The sequence below is a fragment of the Nostoc sp. genome (assembly GCF_036917615.1).
Lineage (GTDB): Bacteria > Cyanobacteriota > Cyanobacteriia > Cyanobacteriales > Nostocaceae > Nostoc.
Map to the genome: position 1 here is coordinate 86,502 of NZ_JBALCZ010000060.1, position 22,998 is coordinate 109,499.

21 protein-coding genes and 3 pseudogenes are annotated in these 22,998 nt (G+C 42.8%); 9 read left to right on the top strand and 15 right to left on the bottom strand.

From position 1 onward, the window contains the following. Nucleotides 1-53: 53 nt before the first annotated feature. The 5 genes from psaC to V7K85_RS20865 all read right to left on the bottom strand — a co-directional run bounded on the left by psaC (nt 54) and on the right by V7K85_RS20865 (nt 3,565). Nucleotides 54-299, bottom strand: a complete 246-nt coding sequence (psaC, locus tag V7K85_RS20845) for a photosystem I iron-sulfur center protein PsaC (RefSeq protein ID WP_015175986.1) — start codon at nt 297-299, stop codon at nt 54-56. A gap of 655 nt (nt 300-954) precedes the next feature. Next, the gene (locus V7K85_RS20850; protein WP_334816129.1) at nt 955-1,176 is read right to left on the bottom strand and encodes a transposase; all 222 of its coding nucleotides are present in this window, start codon (nt 1,174-1,176) and stop codon (nt 955-957) included. 52 nt (nt 1,177-1,228) lie between these two features. Continuing rightward, entirely contained in the window at nt 1,229-1,771 is a 543-nt protein-coding gene (gene pyrR / locus V7K85_RS20855; RefSeq protein WP_334816302.1) for a bifunctional pyr operon transcriptional regulator/uracil phosphoribosyltransferase PyrR, read from the bottom strand. 100 nt (nt 1,772-1,871) lie between these two features. Next, entirely contained in the window at nt 1,872-2,843 is a 972-nt protein-coding gene (cbiB, locus tag V7K85_RS20860) for an adenosylcobinamide-phosphate synthase CbiB (RefSeq protein WP_334816131.1), read from the bottom strand. Nucleotides 2,844-3,124: 281 nt separating this feature from the next. Then, entirely contained in the window at nt 3,125-3,565 is a 441-nt protein-coding gene (locus tag V7K85_RS20865; protein ID WP_334816133.1) for an Rrf2 family transcriptional regulator, read from the bottom strand. A 394-nt stretch (nt 3,566-3,959) separates the two neighbouring features. On the opposite strand from V7K85_RS20865, the gene V7K85_RS20870 reads away from it, so the two are divergent. Continuing rightward, nucleotides 3,960-4,373 carry an AbrB family transcriptional regulator gene (locus V7K85_RS20870; RefSeq protein WP_334816135.1) on the top strand — a complete coding sequence of 138 codons (414 nt, stop codon included), beginning with the start codon at nt 3,960-3,962 and terminating at the stop codon, nt 4,371-4,373. 907 nt (nt 4,374-5,280) lie between these two features. On the opposite strand, the gene V7K85_RS20875 is transcribed toward V7K85_RS20870, so the two are convergent. Beyond that, nucleotides 5,281-7,185, bottom strand: a complete 1,905-nt coding sequence (locus V7K85_RS20875; RefSeq protein ID WP_334816137.1) for a chloride channel protein — start codon at nt 7,183-7,185, stop codon at nt 5,281-5,283. Between the two features lie 477 nt (nt 7,186-7,662). Here V7K85_RS20875 and V7K85_RS20880 point away from each other — a divergent pair, with 477 nt between their 5' ends. Both V7K85_RS20880 and V7K85_RS20885 read left to right on the top strand, forming a co-directional pair. Then, nucleotides 7,663-8,049, top strand: coding sequence for a hypothetical protein (locus V7K85_RS20880; RefSeq protein WP_334816139.1), 387 nt, complete (start codon nt 7,663-7,665; stop codon nt 8,047-8,049). Nucleotides 8,050-8,191: 142 nt separating this feature from the next. After that, nucleotides 8,192-8,401, top strand: a pseudogene (locus tag V7K85_RS20885) (dehydrogenase); the annotation flags it as partial. Here the strand turns inward: V7K85_RS20885 and V7K85_RS20890 are convergent. The 3 genes from V7K85_RS20890 to V7K85_RS20900 all read right to left on the bottom strand — a co-directional run bounded on the left by V7K85_RS20890 (nt 8,398) and on the right by V7K85_RS20900 (nt 10,733). Continuing rightward, a complete protein-coding gene (locus V7K85_RS20890; protein WP_334816141.1) occupies nt 8,398-8,805 on the bottom strand; it encodes a hypothetical protein in 408 nt (135 codons plus the stop codon). The pseudogene V7K85_RS20885 and the gene V7K85_RS20890 overlap by 4 nt on opposite strands. A gap of 11 nt (nt 8,806-8,816) precedes the next feature. Then, nucleotides 8,817-9,269 carry a Panacea domain-containing protein gene (locus tag V7K85_RS20895; protein WP_334816304.1) on the bottom strand — a complete coding sequence of 151 codons (453 nt, stop codon included), beginning with the start codon at nt 9,267-9,269 and terminating at the stop codon, nt 8,817-8,819. A 300-nt stretch (nt 9,270-9,569) separates the two neighbouring features. Further along, complete coding sequence (locus tag V7K85_RS20900) at nt 9,570-10,733, bottom strand: PIN domain-containing protein (RefSeq protein WP_334816143.1); 1,164 nt, start codon at nt 10,731-10,733, stop codon at nt 9,570-9,572. A gap of 207 nt (nt 10,734-10,940) precedes the next feature. Between V7K85_RS20900 and V7K85_RS20905 the strand changes: the two are divergent. Further along, nucleotides 10,941-11,551: pseudogene (locus V7K85_RS20905) on the top strand (hypothetical protein). A 76-nt stretch (nt 11,552-11,627) separates the two neighbouring features. Here V7K85_RS20905 and V7K85_RS20910 read toward each other — a convergent pair. Continuing rightward, a pseudogene (locus V7K85_RS20910) lies at nt 11,628-11,996 on the bottom strand (Dethiobiotin synthetase). Nucleotides 11,997-12,205: 209 nt separating this feature from the next. Between V7K85_RS20910 and V7K85_RS20915 the strand changes: the two are divergent. Beyond that, nucleotides 12,206-12,442: a hypothetical protein gene (locus V7K85_RS20915; protein WP_334816145.1), complete on the top strand. Its 237-nt coding sequence runs from the start codon at nt 12,206-12,208 to the stop codon at nt 12,440-12,442. Between the two features lie 19 nt (nt 12,443-12,461). Here V7K85_RS20915 and V7K85_RS20920 read toward each other — a convergent pair whose 3' ends face one another. After that, nucleotides 12,462-12,584, bottom strand: coding sequence for a hypothetical protein (locus V7K85_RS20920; protein ID WP_334816147.1), 123 nt, complete (start codon nt 12,582-12,584; stop codon nt 12,462-12,464). A gap of 118 nt (nt 12,585-12,702) precedes the next feature. Here V7K85_RS20920 and V7K85_RS20925 point away from each other — a divergent pair, with 118 nt between their 5' ends. Together V7K85_RS20925 and V7K85_RS20930 are read left to right on the top strand one after the other, a co-directional pair. Next, complete coding sequence (locus V7K85_RS20925) at nt 12,703-13,170, top strand: transposase (RefSeq protein WP_334816306.1); 468 nt, start codon at nt 12,703-12,705, stop codon at nt 13,168-13,170. A 148-nt stretch (nt 13,171-13,318) separates the two neighbouring features. After that, the gene (locus tag V7K85_RS20930; RefSeq protein WP_334816149.1) at nt 13,319-13,903 is read left to right on the top strand and encodes an Npun_F5749 family FMN-dependent PPOX-type flavoprotein; all 585 of its coding nucleotides are present in this window, start codon (nt 13,319-13,321) and stop codon (nt 13,901-13,903) included. 224 nt (nt 13,904-14,127) lie between these two features. Here V7K85_RS20930 and cysE read toward each other — a convergent pair whose 3' ends face one another. From cysE to V7K85_RS20945, 3 genes are all read right to left on the bottom strand, one after another. Then, a complete protein-coding gene (gene cysE / locus V7K85_RS20935; RefSeq protein WP_334816151.1) occupies nt 14,128-14,892 on the bottom strand; it encodes a serine O-acetyltransferase in 765 nt (254 codons plus the stop codon). A 138-nt stretch (nt 14,893-15,030) separates the two neighbouring features. Next, complete coding sequence (locus V7K85_RS20940) at nt 15,031-15,522, bottom strand: hypothetical protein (RefSeq protein WP_334816153.1); 492 nt, start codon at nt 15,520-15,522, stop codon at nt 15,031-15,033. Nucleotides 15,523-15,886: 364 nt separating this feature from the next. After that, nucleotides 15,887-16,045 carry a hypothetical protein gene (locus V7K85_RS20945; protein ID WP_334816155.1) on the bottom strand — a complete coding sequence of 53 codons (159 nt, stop codon included), beginning with the start codon at nt 16,043-16,045 and terminating at the stop codon, nt 15,887-15,889. A 130-nt stretch (nt 16,046-16,175) separates the two neighbouring features. On the opposite strand from V7K85_RS20945, the gene V7K85_RS20950 reads away from it, so the two are divergent. Next, the gene (locus tag V7K85_RS20950; protein ID WP_334816157.1) at nt 16,176-16,463 is read left to right on the top strand and encodes a hypothetical protein; all 288 of its coding nucleotides are present in this window, start codon (nt 16,176-16,178) and stop codon (nt 16,461-16,463) included. A 1,309-nt stretch (nt 16,464-17,772) separates the two neighbouring features. Here the strand turns inward: V7K85_RS20950 and V7K85_RS20955 are convergent. Next, the gene (locus V7K85_RS20955) at nt 17,773-18,714 is read right to left on the bottom strand and encodes an N-acetylmuramoyl-L-alanine amidase (protein WP_334816159.1); all 942 of its coding nucleotides are present in this window, start codon (nt 18,712-18,714) and stop codon (nt 17,773-17,775) included. A 540-nt stretch (nt 18,715-19,254) separates the two neighbouring features. Between V7K85_RS20955 and bchH the strand changes: the two genes are divergently transcribed. After that, nucleotides 19,255-22,986, top strand: coding sequence for a magnesium chelatase subunit H (gene bchH / locus V7K85_RS20960; protein WP_334816161.1), 3,732 nt, complete (start codon nt 19,255-19,257; stop codon nt 22,984-22,986). Nucleotides 22,987-22,998: the final 12 nt, after the last annotated feature.

Consider the following 22,998-nt stretch of genomic DNA (forward strand, 5'->3'; position numbering starts at 1 on the left):
GGGCAGTAGACCCCCATCGCGATCAGAAGTTCGGTGACTCAGCACTGAGCTTTTTAGTAAGCTAGACCCATACTGCGAGTTGTTTCAGCGCCCAGGTAAACCCGGATGCTCAAAAAGTCGGTGGGGCAAGCGGTTTCGCAGCGCTTACAGCCTACGCAGTCTTCTGTACGGGGCGAAGAGGCAATTTGAGCAGCTTTGCAGCCATCCCAAGGAACCATCTCCAGTACATCAGTAGGGCAAGCACGGACGCATTGGGTACAGCCAATGCAGGTATCGTAGATTTTTACACTATGAGACATTGAAATAACCGCTCCTTCCGAGTGTTCTTCTCTGCGAAAGAATCATAATCAACGCATAGTTTACCGCAGTGGTTGATAGGCTGTAATCAAAAGGCTACATAACTTCAAACAATGTAATGAGCACCCTTGATAAGTTGTTTTTGCGAGATCGTCCCTATTGCCCGATTAATTAGCAAGATCATCGGAGCGTATTTACCCCATTGATATACCATAATAGGGTTTAATCGTAAATACCAATGAACCAAAACTTAATCTACAAGACTAGATGCAGAAGTTATCTATGGTATATATCGTTAAGCAATTTTGGATTTTAGATTGACCCCAACAATCAAGTCAGGGGCAAGTCAATTAATGCAAGCTATGTGGTTTAAAGAATTATTCCACATAGCTTGCTTCTCGCGGAGCCAGTATAAATTCGCTTGCTCTCAAACCTTTTTAAATAATGGAACGCAAGAATCTTCTTTTCCATTATCCAAAATTTAAAATCTAAAATTCGGTCAAATAGGCAATTTTTTCACCTCCTCCCTTTCCAGGGGGAAAAAGACCCGTCAACCGCGCCAAAGTTCCAGTTGATTAGTCCCTGATCATTAGCCATCGCTAATATACGTCCCTGTAAGTGTTCAAATGTTCCATCTTCACGCCACCGTTTTAACCATCAGTGGGATGAGCTTTTCGATGCCCATATATCCCCACCTGGTAGATCACACCATCGACAGCCAGTAATCAGCATGTACAACAGACTATTTAATACATTCCGGTATGGTGCATGAGGCATCCCTTTACCACGCTTTTCTGGCTCTTTGGGAAATATATCCTCAAACAATTTCCATTCCAGGTCACTCAATCCTTCAAAACGTCCAGCCATCCACCGATACATCCAATTCCAGCCGGAAGTAGATTAACACATTTTTGTATTAGTGGGATAGGTTCTAATGACTAATCAACTCCACTGCATCTCGTCCATCGGAATTTTGTAAATAAACTTTGACAATTTCTTCTTTGGCAGTAGGCAACTGCTTGCCAATAAAATCTGGGTGAATTGGTAATTCCCGATGACCCCTGTCTACTAACACAGCTAAACGAATCACCTCTGGTCTACCGTACTCGTTGACTGCGTTCAAAGCAGCGCGAATCGTCCGTCCTTTGAAAATAACATCATCCACAAGTACAACTGTTTTCCCCGTAAGGTCAAAAGGAATTTCGCTTTTTGTTGGAGTCCGCAATCCAATTTTGTCGAGGTCATCTCGATAAAATGTAATGTCCAAAGCGCCGACTGACACGGTTACATCTTCCAGTGTCTCAATCTGACGCGCCAACAATTCGGCTAATAACGCACCCCTGGTATAAATACCAAGAAGCACCAGTTGAGACAAATCACGCGTCCTTTCCACAATTTGAGAGGCAAGGCGAGTCAAGGTACGACGGATTTCTTCTGATGAGAGAATTTCAACTACTTTGGCAGACATAGCTATAAACCGATACCCCTGAATGATGAGTTAGGAGTGATGAGTTAAGAGTTAGAAGTTTTTATTCTTAACTCCTAACTCCTAACTCCTAACTTTATATTTATCATTACCTATTTGGGAGTATTAAGAATATAGCGATCGCTATCCCTAACCATAGTAAAAAACAATATCGAGTCAGTTGCAAAGCATTCTGAATAGAAGTTGCAGTAATGGGATAAATAGCATCTCCTAGCAGTGGTTTGTACTTAGCTACCCCGCGATACCAATTTGTACCCCCCATCTGCACACCCAAAAAAGCAGCATAGGCGCACTCACTCCAGCCAGAATTGGGACTAGGATCGTTAATTGCATCCCGACGACAAATTCGCCAAAGGTGCATCGGTTTACCCGATAACAACGCCAGAGTCAGGACTGTTAACCGACAAGGTAGCCAAGTCAAACAATCTTCCAACCGCGCACAGAACCATCCCAAATAAGTATAGGGTGCTTCCCGATAGCCCACCATTGAATCAAGGGTACTGCTGGCTTTGTATGCTAAAGCCAAGGGAGTTGGCCCCACAACTGGCACAAAGACACCAACAATTGCATAAAAAAGCGGAGCCATTACCCCATCGGTGGCATTTTCTGCAACCGTTTCTAAAACGGCTCGTGAAATTTCTGCTTGTGAGAGGTTTTGTGTATCTCGACCAACGTAATTACTTAAAATCTTACGAGCCTCACCTAAATCTCCTGCTGTTAAAGGTTGTAAAACAGCCACCGCTGCTGCTCGCAAACTTCTGCCAGCAAAACAACTAGCCAAAAGAATGCTATCTATTACAATTCCTAACAACGGATGAACCCATCGGGCACTTTGAATAATCAAAAAGCCAACAAGACCGCTACCAATTATTAGGATAATACCTAGTACAATTCCAGATAGGCGTTGTGTTAGAGAATTTTGACATAATTGCAGAGAAAATTTGGTCAGCCTAGAAATTACCCACCCCATAACTTGCACTGGATGAGGCCAATTCCAAGGATCGCCAATTAAGTAATCTAAAAGTGCAGCAATTATTAAGATATAGATGCTATTAGTCATAAATCACGAGTCAAGGGTCAACCAATTTTGGATTTTAGATTTTGGATTTTGGATTGACCGTGCCAATTTTAGATTTCAGATTTTAGATTTTAGATTTTTTTGGTTCCTGTCCTATCCAAGCGTGGGCGGAACAAATCCAAAATCCTCAAGTAGCCCAGTACCCGTACTTCCGTAGCAAGACGCTAACGCGAACGTCCCGCTACGCTAACGTGGTCAATCCAAAATCCAAAATCCAAAATCCAAAATCCAAAATCCAAAATCCAAAATCCAAAATTGATTGACTAAACCACAAAACTAGCTTCTTCCCCAAGGGAAGCTTGCCAGCTACGAGCATCGTAATAAAGGTCTGCCAGAGTAATACTGTACAAAGCTTCTTTGAGCTTTTGGTTGAGTCTCTGCCAGAGGCTAAATGTTACCCAATCTTCAGCTTGTGCAGGGGCTGGGGTGTGATGGGGTAAATGGCTAGTCTCGCCAACTGCTTCTAAAATTTGTCCTATAGATATTTGTGCAGGCTCTCTTGCCAATTGGTATCCACCGATGCTACCACGAATTGATTTCACTAAAGACGCACGACGCATTTCTATTAGTAGTTTTTCCAGGTAAGGAGCTGGAATATATTGGCGTTTGGCTATCGCTCTCACAGATACAGGGCCATATCTTGGCTGTAAACTCAAATCTAGCAACGCCTTCACACTGTAATGCCCTCTGGTAGTTAGTTTCATTTTGGCAAGCTTTGTTGTTTAGTCAATAGTCCAGAGTCCAAATATTAACCCTTGACCCTTAATCTTTGACTAGGGATCAGTTTTACTTATCATTTTGTGACTCAGTTATCATTGTCAGCAAGTTAACAACCTTTTGAGCGTTAGTTTAGAAAACTTAAAACTTGTCTAGTCTAGCAGTGAATTACAAACTATATATATAGTTATCAGCATTGGCAGCATTCTCTGAAATAGATTGTCTTGGCAATATTGTTAATCACATAACAATTGTGCCTATGAGTGTAATATACTTGGCTAGGTTGAGATAAAAACTAAAGGATTATGTTCCTATTAGCTCAACGTCAGCTAAAATAAAATCGATTCAAACACTTCAAACATTCGTTTTCGACCTAAGTTGATGCCTAAACAGAAAAAAATTGAACCCCTACTCGGTGATGAACTGCTCAAAAAAGTCAAAGAGCTAGAGAGCGAGAGCAAAGAAGACAAAGCCAAAAAGTGTGGCTACTATACCGTTACCAAAAACGGTATAGAGCGCGTTAATATGATGAAGTTCTTAAATGCCCTAATTGATGCCGAAGGCATTCAGTTGGACAGTACACCCAGTCCGAATGGGCGTGGTGGACGTAGTGCTAGCTATAGAATTAGTGTGCAATCGAATGGGAACTTACTTATAGGTTCAGCTTATACAAAACAGATGAATCTTAAACCAGGAGATGAGTTTCTGATCACTTTAGGCAAAAAGCACATTCGTCTGAGACAGGTAGATCCAGAAGATCAAGAAAATGATGAAGCCATAGAAGCCACGGCTTAATAATATAGTCAAGAGTCCAAAGTCAATAGATTTTAGACTTCGGCTACGCTCAGTCGAACGATTTTAGATTTTGGATTGACCCCACCCATAAACAGATGGGGCTTGAAGATTTTGAATTTTGGATTTGTGTCACCCACAAGAGGTGAAAGCGCGTAGCGGGACGTTAGTCCCGCATGAACCTAAAAGACGCAAGGGTAGCGCAGCCTCTTCGAGTCTGCGAGCGTCTGACTCGCTCTAAGTACACGTCACCGTAAAAGGGGTTCGGAAATATTCAGACTTAATGTTGGGTTTCACTATCGTCCGGGAAGCCACCCTTGGGATGTCTACGTTCTACCCAACCTACGAATGATTGAATTCCATACGCTTTTTGTGGTGTTCTGTACTAAGCGAACGCGAACAGCGTCTCTAAGAGTTGCCATGCCGTTGGCGAACGAGAGGCGTGTCGCAGACAAGCCTCTCGTTAGCGTCTCCAAAGGAAAAGAGAAGGCTTTACGCTGCGCTATCGGCTTTTCTTCAATAGACCTCTTGCATAAATCAAAAATAAAAACCCCAAACAGCCAAAGCTACGCTTTGTCTCCCCTAAGAGCAAGCTCTTAGGGGTTAGGAGGTGGGGTGTTAGGGCCTTTTGCAAGAGGTCTAATCTAAAATTGGCACTCAAGAGTTATCAATCAAAAGTCCAAGATTTTTTAACCCTTGACGATGTGAATTTTGGATTTTGGATTTTGGATTTTGGATTTTGGATTTTGGATTTTTTTTGGTTCATACCACACCCCTTGTAGGTGGAACAAATCTACTCATACGCTCGTACTCCTACGGGGATCTTGCTATGCGTAGTGTGTTGCAGACAAGACTCGCTAACATAAATCTAAAATCCCAAATCTCAAATTCAAAATTGATAGACCTTTGACTAATTATTAATAACTATATCTGTAGTGGGTAAGACTGGTAAATAGTGGCGAAGTGCCTTGCGCGTAACTGCTAAATTGCAGGTTAATGCAATTTGCTCTCTTTCTAGTAAACCTAAAATGCGATCGGGTTTGTCTCGTGCTACCACTGGTAATTGATGCAAACCTCGAAGAGTCATGCGGTCTAAAGCCTCAGATAATAGTTCATCCTGCCATGCGTAAAGGATTTCAGTAGTACAAATGTCTATGAGGGTTTGACTGGATAAATTATCTGGAATTTCAGTTAGCGAATTTGGGTAAGTTTGCCAAAGAGCAAGGGCACGGTTAATATCTTCCAGAGAAAGTATACCAACTAATTGCTCTGCTTCATCAATTACTAAAGCACTCCGGGCGCGATCGCGGATCATTTCCACCGCTGCATCTAACACCCCAAGAGTTGCACGTAGCTTTTTTGGACAGGGGTACATAGCATCTTCTACTAAAATTTGCTGCACAATTTCCGCTTTTTCATCTTTCAATTCCGAAAGACCAATCTGTTGTAGGTTAGAGTTAGAGTTAAAAGTTGGTTTAATCCTTTCTACTAGCCAAACACTCAAACCCACAGCTGCCATTAACGGTAAAACAATGCGGTAGTCGCGGGTTAATTCAAACAGCATTAAAATAGCTGTTAACGGCGCTCTGACACTAGCAGCCAGTACTGCTGCCATTCCCACCATTGCGTAAGCTGGGGGAGCCGCCATCTGATCGCAAATTGCCGGGAATACCACAGCTAAAATTTTGGCGTAAGCTGACCCAAAAGAAGCACCTAAAAACATTGCTGGTGCAAACAAACCGCCAATGAAACCACTACCCGCACTAATTGCAGTCATCAGTAGCTTCATCACCAACAGCACCACCAACAGGTAGAGTGGAAACTCCACATCCTGAAGCATCGCTTCTACAGTTTCATAACCGACGCCCAGAATTTGCGGGAAGTGCAAAGCAACTACGCCAATGATCACACCGCCAATAATTGGATGAATCGCCTCAGGAATTCGTCCCAAAATGTCAAAACCTGGAACCTTCCCAGCAAAGCAGGCTTTTGCTCCCCTAATTGATTCAGTATAAGCCAGAGAAACTAGGCTGGCCCCTAAACCCAAGCCAAGGTAAAGGGGTAGTTCCAAGGGACTGCGGACTTGGTAAACAGGTAAATCAAAAGCAGGTTGTGCCCCCAAACCAATTTGGGCAATTAATGCTGCTACCACCGCTGCTAGCAGCACCACACTTACAGCAGAAGTAGCGAAAGATGTAGCTCCCATCACCACCTCTAGGGCAAAAAATACTCCAGCGATGGGAGCATTAAATCCAGCAGCAAGTCCAGCCGCCGCGCCAGCACCCAACAGCAAACGTTGTCGCTCTTGAGATACATTGAGGATCACAGACAACAACATCCCAAAATTTGCGCCAATTTCTACACTCGGTCCCTCTGGCCCCAAAGAAGCACCGCTCCCCAAAGAAACAGATGCGGCTAACATCTTCGTAACTGGTCGTAGTGGTCGCTTAATCTCTGTTCCTTGAGAGGCGGCGATAAGAGATGAAAGTTCAGGGCCAAAGTCTTGAGTGCGCCAGCGCATCAAGCCAACGATTAAGCCGCCAAGGGTGGGAACGCAGGCTAAAGTCCAAGCACCCCAGACGCCGATTTGACCCATTAAATTTTCCAGCATCAGCTGGTGAATCAGCTGGATTAAATAGTGAAAGGTGACTACACCCATACCAGTACCACCACCAATGAGCACGGCTAAAAATAGCACAACGGTTTCTGGGGATGGTTGAAAACGATTAATTAGGTGAGCTAAACGAGCGGAAGGTGTAGGAAAGGCAGGTTGTTCCGTTACCTTCCTCAGCTGAGTGGGAGGCAAGAGAGTCATTAAGAGACGGGGTAAATGTAAGAAAAAATTTAAATTTTTGTCTGTTACTTCTCATTGTGAGCCATTATTTAGCAACCAGACAAGTAGACTTTATTTGCTTGATTTATAAAGCCTGAGCAAAAAATGTCATTGTGCAAAATTTTTGTGGAGAGAATGGTTAAATGGGAGACAATTATTATTTGAGGGTTAACGAGGGCTAGTGGGGTGCGAGTCAGCGCCAACACTATTCTTTCTAGAGAGAACAGAGTTTTTGTGGGCTGGGTGGACGCACCTGCAAACATTAACTAGGAGTCATCCTTGCCTAAATCTAGCTATACTCAGGTTACGACCATTGAGCCATCCTTGGTAGTAATACAATGTATGTATGATTTATGCCTAATGTTAGACCATACTTGGAAGTCTGCTAAGTATTGATCGGCATTCAATATATCTATTGTTATAGATAGAGCGAGTAAATGGACTAGGCGGACGAGGTAAATGAATATACACACCTTTGATAATCATTATGTTACTTGCCCAATTTGCCAAAGAAATGCTACGCCTAAACCAGTAAAAACGCGCATGGGCTTGTTTTGCTGTCCCTATTGCCAGGAACGGCTAGTAGTTTGTCAAAGCGGTCATTATGTCCGTGATCCGTTTACTTGGAGACAATTGATGATTTCTTCAGCGCTACGTCGTCAAAGCCGACCTTTAGCTAGGATTATCAGAGATTTTGTCTTGCTGAAGCGTCCTATGGTGGCCCTGGCTGTAGGAAGTGCGATTTTCTTTAGTGCGATCGCTTTGACTCAAGAAAGGACAAATTACGATCGCCAAATTTCTCCCACAACAGAGAAAGTTAATGAACTAGGAAACAAATCTCAGTAAATGGATTGCTTTGGTATAAATCAAATCTTACTTTGATTTTTGTAATATTATAAGTAAATACTTCTGTGAAACCGTGTCTTATTCGCCCCAAATAGGACACGGTTTTACATTATGTTTGCTTAAATATACGTACTGGTGCAACAACACAGAACGGCTACACTACAGCGAACTTACTATAAAAGGCGTATTTTATAATACACTAGAGTATATGCGATCGGCGTTATTACTGTTAGCTAGTCGCAAAGTTCTTTTTGAGTTATTTATTAGTGAACAGCGGCCATTAAAAGATTTAGAACAGGTGTTTTGTGAGATGAAAACGCGTCAGGTGATTAAAGTGGCGATGATTCCTTAATTTTTTGCGGGGTACAGTAGATGATCTGGATCTAGCCAAACAATGTAGAAAATCTCGTTAATAAAGAACCCATGAACCCTGCCATGTTCATTTGAGGAGATGGAAAACTGATATGGTATGTTAACTAATTGTTCTTCATTCGGCAAACCAAATGCCCTCTCGCTGGTATGTTCCCACTTGATGGCATGACATCTAAGGGTACTGCTACGATTCACTAACAACTCTTGAGCCGTTAGGCAAGATAGAGCTTTTAACCGATCAAGCAAGGTCAGCCAGTAAATTACTTCTTTTTCGCTACAAGAAAACTTGCTGTTACTGTCTTGATAATATTTAAACGAAAAGCTGATGCCTTGAGGTGGCTTCAGTCTTTGTTGGTTTAATACCTGATATGCCGTCTTTGGCAACCTCAGTCTTATTAATCCTTTTCTTCGGCACGAGATCCGTAGTACTCCTTCATCCACTGTTTCTGAATAACTTCGTTGGAAGGTGCATCAGGTGGTAGATTTCCTCTAGCCAAATTCCAGGGTGCCTCGGCATGAGTCATCTGCTCTAGTTCATAAGCATCGCAGGCAAAGTACTCTTGTGCAACCTCATCTAGAAACTCTTGAACCTCTTGAGGTAATTCCGGGTTAGCATCCTCTAAAATTGGTTGCCATCCAAAAAGCTTATACTTCTGGTACAACGCAGGTATTACAGGTCCATGTATCCAGGCTTGAAAATCCTCTTGGAATAAAGGAGTGTCATTGAGTGCAAGATGCCAAGCCTGAGCATAGTACACAAGCTTTTGCAGTTTTAGATTACTGATAAAAGAGCCTGTTTCATTTGCTAACCAGATAAAGTAATCTGCTAGGTTAAAACATGACAACACTACAACCACCCCCTTCAGCCTGCTAGATAATAGCTAGCCTTTATTCGCTTTCATACATCAGCTTACAGAGTTATCACAGCAAGAGCTATGAAGAATTTCCCTGCTTCATATAGTTTAATTGTACTACTTTAAGCTTCTAACCAGTGAATCGTAAAACTCTCAATAACTTTTGGTGGACTCGCCATATAGATAATCTTCTAAGTACGCTTCAAAAAAAACTTGAAGCAGCCTAACGTTTCTGTTAAAGGGTTACTTGCAAACCTTTGCAACCACATCAAGGGCTTCCGATAATGCCGCTTTTCAGTAATCATAATCCTCATCATCCATCCAATCTGGCTCAATCATCCCAAAATCGACATCAGGCACTGTAATCTCAATTTCAACATCTTCAACTTCAACTTCTGCTCCGACTTTATCCAAATCACCTATGAACGAAACTAATATATCCACATCCAAATTAGTTTGAATACTTGCAGTACTACTCCCCATTGAAACGTCATCTCCATCGATAGAATCATATACAGAAAAGGAAAAGCTGCACTCAACATTGACATCAACACTCAATTTAGATTCAACTACTAAGCTTTCATCATCAAACTTAACTGGTCTAAATATTAAATTAGGAGACTGAAGGAATTTAAATTCAAATTCATTAAAGGTTATTTCTGTGGATTCATGTTCATAAACGTAAGCGGAATCTGCCTCTGGAGAAATATCGAGAGCGCTTATTCTATATTCCAAAGCATTAGAAATAACTTCTTTTACATCTTCAAGTTCGCATTTTTCATATCTTTCTGATAAGTATCTACAGATATCGTCAGCATCTTGAAGTTGAAATAATCCCAAAGCCCCTGCAAAATCGTCGATAGCAAGAAGCCTTTCAGAACGTTTGCAGAAGTTTTTCCAATCATTATCAGATGTGACAACAATAATTTTAGTTCGATTTTTATTAGCCCATGTCTCCAATGACATTAAAGCAATAGCATCAGGGAATTCATTCTTCTTTTTCCCTGTCTCTGAGAATGGAGGTTTAGCTTGAAAGTATTTCTGTATCAAATCACCAATCATTACATAGTCTTGCGCTTCAACTATCTCTAGGGATGTAACTTCTACAAATTGACTAAATCGCTCAGACGCAATTTCCTGTGCTTTATGTTCGCCGAAAATTGTTTTTTTAATGACTTCGATCTTCTGATCTTCAACCCGCCAATGCTCCTTAGCTTGTTTTAAGGATTTTTCAATTTCCTTTTGTGCGTCCCTTGCTTTTTCTATTAAATGTGATAAAGTTTCCTCTTTGACCACTTCAGAAAGAATCAGTCTTGTAGAACTATCTCGAAATTGTTCTAATTGCTTAAGTAGTCCTGATTCTAGCCTCAAACCCTGAGCGTCAAAAATTGATGTATCTAAGGTAATAGCTCTAAACTGCCCCGATCTAACAATATTTTTAAGTTCATCTAGCTCCATATCTTTAACTCAGAACCATTTATTTAAAGGAGTATGACCTAATGCTCATAACGATTCCATTCTTGGCTTTTTCTATGATAGAGCGTTGATAAGTAAGATCCTTAATGTCTTAAGTTGGGTTGACGCTTGAAATAATCTTGCTGAAAAACGGGAAGACTATGGTTACTCCCTAATGGGGAAATTTCCATGAAAGTCCTGAACAGCAAAATGCTCAAAAAATCTCTGCTTAACTGTTTGATTTTGCCTTTTTCTCTAGCACCTTGGCTGTACGTAGGAACGCTTTTTGATTCCCAAGTTAATGCTTTACCAGGGCAAAGTACAGAGGAAGTAGGCACCTGGATTAAAGTACATCCCACACTCCGCCCCAGGAGTGGAGAGCAATTGTTTGTGCAAAAGACTGATACTGCTGCTCAACGGTTCACTTTTCAAGCGTCGGTATTGCCTCCCGTAGGGTAGAATTTTCCAAAGACCGTAGCAGAATTCGGAGTGAGCGCATTGCCATGTATGATGCCATTAACGGCATGACATTTGCGCGTCTCCAGGAATCTTTACGGGTGATTTATGGCTTGGAGATTTATCAAGACTACGATCGCGCTCAGGTAGTGTATGAGTATCCCAACCAAAAGGTAATTAACTCGGCGCGTTTTGCCCAAACTCCGATTCGGGAAGCTTTAAAGGGAGAACTACGAGTAGGCGATCGCTATGTATATTGGGTAGAAATCGCCCAACCCAAGACTGGCAAAGCTTTTACCGGTCAAATGACTATTTTTCTCAAAACTGACTTAGGCAAGTTAGAAAGGGAACTGCAAATTCGTTAATCGAGATAGATACACAAGAAGACGCTGCACATTGGCTCAGTCCCAAGCCTGGCTTATCAGGTCTAGCTCATACTTTCTAAAGCTTTTCCAACCCTACAGGAGCTAGGGTTTGCCATATACCCGAAAAGATACTTTCAGATGCTAAGGAAATTCGTAGCAAATCTTCCTTCAGTAGTGGCGGATAATCAACCCCGACTTTACGCCCTGCGGCAAATAGGTGTTGCGCTTTAATGCTTAACTGATAAAAGGTCAAAGCCAGTTCTCGATCTAGGCTCTTTGCATCTTTGAGGGCTTCAAACACCACTTTCAATGCCAACAAAATCTAGGTGATCTGACCGGGTATCGGTGGTTTCCCCTGTTTCATCCGCGTTAACAGCGCATCTGGGTTTTCCTCGGTTGTGATTGTCTGATCTATGAGGAGTTTCCAAGCTGTTTGGTAATTCATGTAGTCAGTTTAGCGTACATTTCGCTTCAGCAGGAATATTTAATTAAAAAGTCATCAAACTGGCTTCTGATTATTTATAGCAATCTCATTTGATTTATGAAAAGATAGGTGTGGGGAAAATGATCGGGAATTTGCGATGCTCTAGGTTAACCAGATAGACTGAATATCATATCTTTGAAAAATACGCACCGCTTGGAATCAAAAGCAAAATGATCTCACCAAATTTACTAGAAATTGAGCGCTCTGTCCGTGCCTTATCTGTGGAAGAACAACTTTGGCTGCTAGAAAGTATTGCTCGGCAAATCCGAGAAAGAGAGTACACAAAAGATAAATTAGCTGATGCAAAAAATCCTGAAGAACAACTGGAAGTGATGGTTAGTGAGCCAAACATTCCAACAGAAATTGCTGCTAGAAATGATGAGTTTGCGATTTCTGAAATCCTTTGACATGTAAAAGGAAAAATTATCAGTTTGCCAGATTGAAAAAGTCAAATATACAAGTTATCGGTGAGCGATCGCTTAGAATTGCTGACTGCGATCGCCCGTTCACAGCAACATGATCATCAAAAGTAGTCTCTAAATTGATCATCTGTGGAGTTTGACAGTAATAGCGATCGCATTCATCAGATTATTACCACTAAGTAGAACGAGGTAAAAAATCAAGCTATGTAAAGATAAGTAAATACGTATAGGGAGGAGGTGAAGAAATTGCCTATGGTGGCAAAGGTAAGGGTGTTCTCATTCATGCACTGACTGAAGGTAATGGAATGCCCTTAGCTAATTGCACTACCCCAGCCAATGGTAACGAGCGAGAACAGGTCATACCCCTGTTGGATAAAGTCAAACTTAAAACATTAAAACGGGGGAGACCACGTAAGCAAATTAAAGTGTTGGCTGCTGATAAAGGTTACAACTCAAGACAAAAGCGTGTTGACCTACGTAGACGAGGTATTCGTCCTCAAATTCCCAAACGAGTCTGGAAAACCAAGAAAAACAAGGGAAGACCTCTCAAAATCTCTGTTCCGAGATTCCAGCAGGAGCGCTGTTTTGCTTGGTATCAGCGCAAATATCGTCGTCTGGTTGTCAGATGGGAACGTCGAAAGGTTTATTTTGACGCATTCATTGACCTCGCTACCATACACATCTGGATTAACAAAATATTATTAGTGGGATAGGTTCATATACATATTTTACAGCAGCCAACTCTTAAAGCTTCTTGGCGCTAGAGAAATACTTTTAGGAATCACTGGCGTTCAACCAAGAGGATTGAAGTGGTAGTATGTTCAAGAATACCTGGCGTTAGATTACCAACAGAATTGTATAATGTCTCTTGCTCCTTGGCGAGGTGCGATCGCTCATGCACTCGATCGCAACCATAGCCTTGTTTATTCCCGTTACCTCCAACTAGCAACGGTACAGCCGAACGGTCGCCCCGCTAATCGTACCCTAGTCTTTCGCAACTTTCTGGAAGATACAAACCAGCTAAAATTTATTAGCGATACTCGTAGTGCTAAAGCCGACCAGATACAGCAACAACCTTGGGCAGAAGTTTGCTGGTACTTCCCCAATACACGAGAACAATTCCGCATCACTGGCTGTTTGACCCTGGTCAGCGGTAATGATTCTCACCAGGATTTACAGCCAGCCCGGATCAGCATGTGGCAAGAATTGAGCGATGCGGCGCGTTTACAGCTTGCTTGGCCTCATCCTGGTAAACCTAGAGTTTTGGAATTAGAAGCCTTTGAGCCACCAGCACCCGACCCCGTGCAACCATTGCCTAATTTTTGCCTACTGTTACTCGACCCAGTGCAGGTAGACCACTTAGAATTGCGGGGCGAACCACAAAATAGAAGATTTTATCGCCGCGATGAAAATCAAGAATGGTTTTGTGAAGAAATTAATCCTTAATTTTGTCCGGTAGGAGTCAATACGCTTGGGTTGAACGTAGACGCCGGAGGCGGTTTAAGGCAGGGTAGTGAAACCCAACAAACCACGAAAAATGTTGGGTTACCCTCCAAGAAGCCGCCCTCCGGGCGTCTACGTTTCTCAATCCAACCTACCCAGCGCTAGGAGTCATGAGTTGAAAGGTGCAAAGATAATTTTTATTCCTCACTCCTAACTCCTAACTTTCTTTAAATACCCGCACCATCTAGAAACTGCTGTATTGCCTTATCTCTAAGATTACATACAGGAGCATCTTGTGATAAATCAGCATGGTTAGAAGCTACACAACCTACCAATACAGGAGTTCTTCCACAAGAGTTGGTGCGCTGAAGAGTTTGTATTTGTTCTTCCAGCGCCTCAATCCGGTCTACTAAAGCACGAATCACTTCAGCTTCCGAATCTGGTAAGTTATTGTGTTCCAGAGGTGCAACCCGGACTCCTGAACGATATATAATCCGCCCAGGCACGCCGACTACAGTGCAGTCTGAAGGAACATCCCTTAGAACAACAGACCCAGCGCCAATACGGACATTATCGCCAACTTGGATATTGCCCAGCACCTTCGCTCCAGCTCCAACTACGACATTTTCACCCACAGTTGGATGGCGCTTGCCACATTCTTTACCAGTACCCCCAAGGGTGACACCTTGATAAATTAGTGTATAGTCTCCCACGATCGCAGTTTCACCAATTACTACACCCATTCCGTGGTCAATAAACACACTTTGCCCAATTGCTGCACCCGGGTGGATTTCAATTCCAGTCAAAAACCGAGCCAAGTGAGAAATCAGGCGGGGAATAAAGGGAAGACCAACAGTATACAGCCAGTGAGCCAGCCTATGGAATAGCAGGGCTTGCAAACCAGGGTAACAAAATAAAACTTCCAACCAGTTACGGGCAGCTGGGTCACGTTCAAATATGATACGAAAGTCAGCACGCAGAGTAGATAGCACGAGATAGCACCCTCGGAAAGCACAACAAGCTACTCTCCCATATTATCCTCTCAAGTGTTACACCTGAAAATTGCGAATAGGGCATGGGGCATTAGGCATTGGTTAGTTGTTCTCCCCCTGCTTCCCCTGCTCCCTACTTCACTGCTGCTCCACCGTCAGAGTATAATCGCGCTTCACCCCAGGATTAAATGTACCCACCCAAATCCGATAGGTGCCACTTTTCCAGTTGCGATCGCTAACGCTAGCATCTTTACTTTTGCCAGTGTCATCGCCGCAACGAATCGTCATTTTATCTGGGCCTTGGATGAGTAAAGTCGTGTCGTTGTTGTTGCTATCAACTTGTATTGTCAGTTGGGTAAAGTCCTTTTCCAAAACCATAATATGATCTGGAGTAGGATCGGCAAAGCCAATACAGGCTTTTTGATCGCGATCGCGGTTACTTATCGCAGACAATGAGTAAGAACCACCTGTAAACCCCTGCACTCTTCCTTGTGCTGGATCAAAGTTTGTTGATAAATTGAAAGTACCAAAATTTGCTGTCTCTGCTATTACAGGGGTAGCTGTGATGGCGCTAAATATAGCCAACAACCAGCCGACACTAAACTGAAGTCGGGGGCGACAGTATTTCATAATAGCCCTCCAACAGGCTGTTAAATTAGTAGTGATATATACATATTCTACTGAGAAAATTCCCGTGAAATTTCAGTTGGTTGTGCCACATTAAAATATGCACATCCACACAGATATATAGGACTAATATAGTAATCCGATTTGATTGCGTGAAAAAATCTAAGTATTATCTAGGGGAGCCAGTGCGTTGCGGTGAGTCCAGCGCTGTAGGCGACTGGCGTTAGCGCAGCCTCTTTTCTACGAGAGGCTATGCCAACGAGTCATCTCCCAAAGGGAGACGCCAAGGGCGAACGAGCGTCACCCGAAGGGAGATTCCCGACGCTCGTTGCGCGGCATCGTCTCCCCTTCTCCCATTCGTGAGAGGCTAGCGCCTGCCGTAGGATGCCCAAAGGGCTGTAGGGAGATGACTCGCTACCGCTTCTCTACGAGACGCGCAAGGGACGCTATCCGTTGTAGCAACTGGCGTTGCCTTAGGACGAAGTCTGTAACGCACCAAAGCCTTTGGACGGTGCCGTACTTTCATCTAACACACCCTACCTATATTTCAAAAATCAAATATGACCGAACAATTCGCAATTCGCAGTGACGCTCGTTCCTCGCTCTAAAATTATGAAAAAGTTTTGCACACAGTATGATTATTCATCGCACTGAAATTGCTGAAATATTGGCTGGAGGTAGCGAACACTCGCGCCAAGAACTTAGAAAAAAATACTGCCGATGCTTTTTTTAGCTCCCTTAATCACAGAATCAGCGATGGAATCTGGCTGTGGGCGATCATTTTGTCTGCCCAGTTTCTCAAATTGCCAGCAACGGTTTCGGAATATCTGTACATTGCGCTGCAGATCTATCTGATCATTGCTGTCAAGTTGCTTATACTCAAAGCAGTTGCTGCGATCGTTTCTTCGTCGCCCAGAAAAAGATACAGCCCTGTTCATCCTTAGTATCTTAACAAATCCCTGCGATCGCTATTTTTATCCTTGCCAGTCTAAAACTCTCGCTGAGTCAACTAGGATCAGGGGGAATTCTTAATTGGATTGATCGAGGACTCACGGCTTTCCTAATTATTGCTTTCACTTACGGCATAACTTTGTTGTTTACGGAAGCAACAGTCTACTACTTAAAAAACTACGCCCGGAAAACTGAATATGACATCGGAAATAAATTTTAAACATAGAAAAATTGTGTCCACTTATACAACAAGGTAGTAACAATTGTTATAGGCTTGAAAAGCCCTTAACTTTTATATTTTTGGCGAAACTTCACCGTCAAAAAAGCACCAGAGCGATAGGAAATTACCTGTGACCAAGTGCGATTGATAGTTATCAAACGTAAACCTGGTTAAGTTGAACATATTCCTGTCAGCAGCATAGGTGACTTCTTACGCCCTGGTTATTTATTTTGATTATTTTAGATTAACGGCTTCAGGCGATGTCGCGCTCATGGGGAAAACCACGCCAGTTCCTTCTCCTGTCGGAGACGCTGCGCGTAGCTTGCTTCTCCGTAGGAGTACAACGAAGGGAACCTCCCTTCGGGTGACGCTCGTTCGCCCTTGGCGTCTCCCTTTGGAAGATGACTCGTTGGCATAGCCTCTCGTAGAGAAGAGGCTGCGCTAACGCCAGTCGCCTACGGCGGGAAACCCGCCTACAGCGCTGGACTCACCACAACGGACTGGCTCCCCAAAACCGTACTGCATCCTCCTAACCGAAGCTTTCGCAGTCTCCGGCTTTGCTCTTAACTCCTAAATTATTCTTCAGTAACAGCTTATTTATTTTCCAGCAGTTGATTGACTTGCCGTCCTCGACGACCTGTTTTGATTCTATAGCGCTGGGTGAGGTTATCTTCGTAATTCATGTCTCTAACAGCGGCAAAGTTCACAAAAGCATCGCAATTTTTACTTTGAACGACTGTTGAAAAACTATTGTATTGCTATTTGCCTGTGTGCGGTTGCTGTTAGCAAAGAAAAAGCTTTATGAGGGAATTTTATGGTCATTCTCTTAATGGTTAAGTGTTAGTGTGTCTTTTGGGTTTTAACCCTTTTACTTACTCAATAGGTTGACCTTGATTCTTTTATCCACCCTGATGTCAAATTTTTTTGGAGCAATTTTGATCATCAAGATGTAGAACCTTAAAGGGGGATTTTAGCTTCAGTAGCTGACCCCCCTATCTCAAGTGGAATTAGCTATAGGATGCAGGAATTTACATTTGCGATCGCTATAGTTTTATAATCCAGATGAGCAATTCGCCATCAACCTAACCAATTAATTTCTGCCAGCTAGCAGGCCCGACAATCCCATCGGCATCTAAACCATTTTGCTTTTGAAAGTTCTTAATTGCAACCTCTGTCTGCGGCCCATAGACGCCATCATTTTCAACACCTAGACGGTATTGCAAGTATCTGATAACTGCATTACCAGCATGGTTTGGTCTGAGTATTCGTTTTGCCAAAATTAGATTTATGGCATTCCATGTAGCTGAGTCAGCAATTCCAGTCGGCTGAACCCCGACAATAGTCTGAAATTTTTCTACGGCAGATTTGGTGTTAGCTCCGGTGAAGCCATCTTCCACTAGCGCCTTACCATTTTTATCAGTTATTTTGAGTTGATTTAAGGCTTTTTGCAGTCTTTGAATAGTGGTATCTACATTGCCTTCTTCATCTGGTACAGGGTTAACAGGAACACTTGACACTTTACCAGTTAAGCCTTTGACGATCGCATTAGCCATTGCTTCCGGATTAAAAAGATTCATATCTTTTTGGGAATCCACAAAGCAACCTTCTACAAGAATCGAAGGCATATCTGTATTTTTCAGAACAAACAAGTGGGAACCACTCTTAATGCCGCGATTAAAAAATCCTAATTTGACGATTTCATCTAATACAGGTTTAGCGATTTTTCTACCTGTATCGCTAGTTGCAAATACTTCTGTGCCGTTAGCTTGTCCGTTAAAGCAGTTAAAATGAATCGAGACGTAAATATCTACTTTACTCCCATTCGCTGTAGAACATCTTTTTGAAAGCGATTCCCGAACTGTACTAGCACTACTTGGTCTACATACTACGACTTCATTCCCCAAAGCTCTCAACTTGGCTATAACTCTATTACCTACATCTAGAGTTAAATTATCCTCAAATTTTATCCCTTTGGCTCCTGTGTCTGGTGGACAATTGTGCCCGCTATCAATTCCGAATTTCATGATTTTATCCTCAACTTACTTATTTTTACACTAGTTCAAAACTCTTACAATTATAGTGACAAAGTTTTGTTAATAAATTTATTTAAGTACTTGTTGGCCATGACCGCCTTCTTTTAAGGATTACTACGCTGGTAGACAACATCAGTTTTTGTGCGAACCTTAACAGCAAATTTTATGTGATAAAATCCGCTGATTTAAAGGCGTATTTTCACCAAAAATACAACAATTATAATTTATCAAAATCGAGAATAACCAGTTAATTTTTGCAATAAATTGAAATGCAGCAATTGCCTCCATGATTCAGATAATAACGCTTTGTAAAAGTAGAAAGCCATGACAAATGTACCTAGTACAGCACGGCGTCAGTTTGCCTACCTTTAACGACTTGCTCAGAGCAACTTGTCTGCTTAATTGAGATGGTAGCTGGATTTACGCCCTACCTCAAGGAATTACTGACCGGAATCTGTCGATAGATATTTAACAATCAGCCTGAAAGCACGTTTAAAATTTAAGTAAAGAAATATTTCGTAGCTTACAGGCATGAAACGCATCGTCTTGGTTGCTGGGTTTGAATCGTTCAACGCTGACTTGTACAGGAAAGCAGCTTTTTTGGCTAACTCTCGCTGTCCTGAGTTGGATATTCGGGTATTTAGCGATCGCGATCTTACCAACAAACGCACCGAGGTAGAAGCAGCACTTCATGACGCTGATGTGTTTTTCGGTAGCCTGCTATTTGATTATGACCAGGTTGTGTGGTTGCGCGATCGCATTGCCCAAATTCCTATCCGCCTGGTGTTTGAGTCAGCCTTGGAATTGATGAGTTTAACCAAGCTGGGTGACTTTGCCATTGGCGACAAACCCAAAGGAATGCCCAAACCAGTTAAATTCATCCTCGACAAATTTAGCAACGGACGAGAAGAAGACAAACTCGCTGGTTACATCAGCTTCTTAAAAATTGGCCCCAAACTACTGAAATATGTGCCAGTGCAAAAAGTCCAAGACTTACGCAACTGGTTAATTATTTATGGTTACTGGAATGCTGGTGGCCCAGAAAACGTCGCTTCATTATTCTGGACACTGGCAGAAAAATACTTGGGTTTAAAAGTCGGCGACATTCCCGCGCTAGTCGAAACCCCCAATATCGGATTACTCCATCCCGACTATCAAGGGTTTTTTGAATCGCCCTGCGAGTTTCTGGAATGGTATCACAACTGTAGAGACGCGAAATTTCGCGTCTCTACAAAATTCGTTGTAGGGATTTTACTCTACCGCAAACACGTCATCACCAAACAACCTTACATTCCGCAACTGATTCGCAGTTTTGAATCAGCCGGGTTAATTCCTTTACCTATTTTCATCAATGGCGTGGAAGGACATGTGGCGGTACGAGATTTGATGACAACCGACTATGAAATTCAGCAACGACAACTAGGTAATATAGAGACTGCCTCATTATCTAGTGAAGCAGTAAAAGTGGATGCGATCGTTTCGACGATTGGCTTTCCTCTGGTGGGTGGCCCGGCTGGTTCAATGGAAGCAGGCCGTCAGGTGGAAGTAGCGAAGCGCATCCTCACTGCCAAGAATGTACCTTATATTGTTGCTGCACCACTGCTAATTCAAGATATTCACTCGTGGACGCGCCAAGGTGTCGGCGGATTGCAAAGTGTGGTGTTGTACGCGTTACCAGAATTGGATGGGGCTATTGATACCGTTCCCCTTGGTGGTTTGGTGGGCGAAAATATTTATCTGGTTCCCGAACGCGTGCAGCGATTAATTGGTAGGGTAAAAAGTTGGGTGGCTTTGCGACAAAAACCTGCATCGGAACGCAAGATTGCAATTATTTTATATGGGTTTCCTCCTGGTTATGGTGCTGTCGGCACGGCTGCATTATTAAATGTCCCGCGTAGTTTGCTGAAGTTTCTCCATGCACTCAAAGAACAAGGTTACACCGTCGGAGATTTGCCTGATGATGGGGAAGAATTGATTCGCTCTTTGAAAGAGGCGGATGATGCTAATCCTCTTGTGGGGCAGTCGTCTCGCCTGCCCCTAGACAATGGCGGGCAAGATGCCCACCCCACAAGTACTGTCAACGTCCGCACTTTAGAAAAATGGTTGGGATATCTGCAAACCTCCCGCATCGAGAAACAATGGAAATCTCTCACGGAGACTGGTATTAAAACCTATGGCGATGAATTCCAGATTGGTGGTGTGCAATTAGGAAATGTGTGGATAGGTGTACAACCACCTTTGGGGATACAAGGTGACCCGATGCGCTTAATGTTTGAACGAGATTTAACACCCCATCCGCAATATGCTGCTTATTATAAATGGCTGCAAAATGAGTTTAAGGCTGATGCTTTAGTTCATTTTGGAATGCATGGGACGGTGGAATGGTTGCCTGGTTCTCCGCTGGGTAATACGGGTTATTCTTGGTCGGATATTTTGTTAGGAAATTTGCCTAATCTATATATATATGCGGCGAATAATCCGTCTGAGTCTATGTTGGCAAAACGTCGGGGTTATGGGGTGTTAATTTCTCATAATGTACCGCCTTATGGGCGTGCAGGTTTGTATAAGGAATTGGTGGCATTGCGGGATTTGATTTCGGAGTATCGCGAAGATCCACAAAAGAATTATGTTCTTAAGGAAGGGATTTGTAAAAAAATTGTGGACTCTGGGTTGGATGCTGATTGTCCGTTTGAGGATGCTAAAAGGTTGGGGATTGCGTTTACTCCAGAGAATATGCGGATGTTTAGTGTTCATGCTTTTAATGATTATTTGGTGGAGTTGTATGAATATTTGCAGGTTTTAGAAAATCGGTTGTTTTCTTCGGGGTTACATACTTTGGGGGAAGCACCGAATGAGGAGGAGTTGGGGTCGTATTTGGAGGCTTATTTTGGGCAAGATGAGGAAGAAAACGAACCGCAGAGGCGCAAAGAACGCAAAGAAGAAAGAGAAGAGGAGGGAAGAGTAATAAGGGATTTGTTGATGCAATCTACGGATGAGTTAACGAATTTGTTAAGGGGGTTGAATGGGGAGTATATTCCGCCTGCGCCTGGTGGTGATTTGTTGCGGGATGGGGCTGGTGTTTTGCCTACGGGGAGAAATATTCATGCTTTAGATCCTTATCGGATGCCTTCACCTGCTGCGTATGAACGGGGACGAGAAATTGCTCAAAAAATTATTGCCCAGCATTTGGATGAATATGGGAAATATCCGGAAACGATCGCGGTAATGTTATGGGGATTGGATGCGATTAAAACTAAGGGTGAATCTCTGGGGATTCTGTTGGAGTTGGTGGGGGCTGAACCTGTTAAGGAAGGAACTGGTAGAGTTGTTCGTTATGAATTAAAGCCGTTGGCGGAGGTTGGACATCCCCGCGTTGATGTGTTGGGTAATTTGTCTGGAATTTTCCGGGATAGTTTTGTAAATATCATCGAATTGTTGGATGATTTATTTCAACGGGCGGCTGATGCTGATGAACCGGATGATCAGAATTTTATCAGGAAACACGCTTTAGCTTTAAAAGCCCAAGGTGTGGAAAATGCATCGGCGAGATTGTTTTCTAATCCGGCGGGTGATTTTGGTTCTTTGGTGAACGATCGCGTGGTTGATGGTAACTGGGAATCTGGTGAGGAGTTAGGTAATACTTGGCAAAGTCGCAATGTTTTTAGCTACGGGAGAGAAGATAAAGGTCAAGCTAGACCGGAAGTGTTGAACACTTTGTTAAAAACAAGCGATCGCATTGTTCAAGAAATCGATTCGGTAGAATATGGTTTAACTGATATTCAAGAATATTACGCTAATACTGGCGGTTTGAAAAGGGCAGCAGAAAAACAACGCGGTAAGAAGGTTACAACCAGCTTTGTTGAAAGTTTCTCGAAAGATACTACACCCCGCAATTTAGATGATTTGCTGCGAATGGAATACCGCACTAAGTTGGTAAATCCCAAATGGGCACAAGCGATGGCGAATCAAGGTTCTGGTGGTGCGTTTGAAATTTCCCAACGGATGACGGCGTTGATTGGTTGGGGTGGTACTGCCGATTTTACCGATGATTGGGTTTATGACCAAGCCGCAGATACTTATGCGTTAGATGCAGAGATGGCGGATAAATTACGCAAGGCAAATCCTGAAGCTTTTCGGAATATTTTAGGGAGAATGTTGGAGGCGCATGGGCGCGGTTTCTGGGAAGCTGATGGTGAGAAGTTAGATAAATTGCGCCAGTTGTATGAGTTGACAGACGAGGAATTAGAGGGTGTTACAGTTTAGATTGGGTACGTT

Coding starts and splice junctions, on each gene's coding strand:
- psaC (WP_015175986.1), bottom strand. CDS start 299: ATGTCTCATAGTGTAAAAATCTACGATACCTGCATTGGCTGTACCCAA.
- V7K85_RS20850 (WP_334816129.1), bottom strand. CDS start 1,176: ATGTATCGGTGGATGGCTGGACGTTTTGAAGGATTGAGTGACCTGGAA.
- cbiB (WP_334816131.1), bottom strand. CDS start 2,843: ATGACTAATAGCATCTATATCTTAATAATTGCTGCACTTTTAGATTAC.
- V7K85_RS20865 (WP_334816133.1), bottom strand. CDS start 3,565: ATGAAACTAACTACCAGAGGGCATTACAGTGTGAAGGCGTTGCTAGAT.
- V7K85_RS20870 (WP_334816135.1), top strand. CDS start 3,960: ATGCCTAAACAGAAAAAAATTGAACCCCTACTCGGTGATGAACTGCTC.
- V7K85_RS20875 (WP_334816137.1), bottom strand. CDS start 7,185: ATGACTCTCTTGCCTCCCACTCAGCTGAGGAAGGTAACGGAACAACCT.
- V7K85_RS20880 (WP_334816139.1), top strand. CDS start 7,663: ATGAATATACACACCTTTGATAATCATTATGTTACTTGCCCAATTTGC.
- V7K85_RS20900 (WP_334816143.1), bottom strand. CDS start 10,733: ATGGAGCTAGATGAACTTAAAAATATTGTTAGATCGGGGCAGTTTAGA.
- V7K85_RS20915 (WP_334816145.1), top strand. CDS start 12,206: ATGATCTCACCAAATTTACTAGAAATTGAGCGCTCTGTCCGTGCCTTA.
- V7K85_RS20920 (WP_334816147.1), bottom strand. CDS start 12,584: ATGATCAATTTAGAGACTACTTTTGATGATCATGTTGCTGTGAACGGG.
- V7K85_RS20930 (WP_334816149.1), top strand. CDS start 13,319: ATGTCTCTTGCTCCTTGGCGAGGTGCGATCGCTCATGCACTCGATCGC.
- V7K85_RS20940 (WP_334816153.1), bottom strand. CDS start 15,522: ATGAAATACTGTCGCCCCCGACTTCAGTTTAGTGTCGGCTGGTTGTTG.
- V7K85_RS20945 (WP_334816155.1), bottom strand. CDS start 16,045: ATGAAAGTACGGCACCGTCCAAAGGCTTTGGTGCGTTACAGACTTCGT.
- V7K85_RS20955 (WP_334816159.1), bottom strand. CDS start 18,714: ATGAAATTCGGAATTGATAGCGGGCACAATTGTCCACCAGACACAGGA.
- bchH (WP_334816161.1), top strand. CDS start 19,255: ATGAAACGCATCGTCTTGGTTGCTGGGTTTGAATCGTTCAACGCTGAC.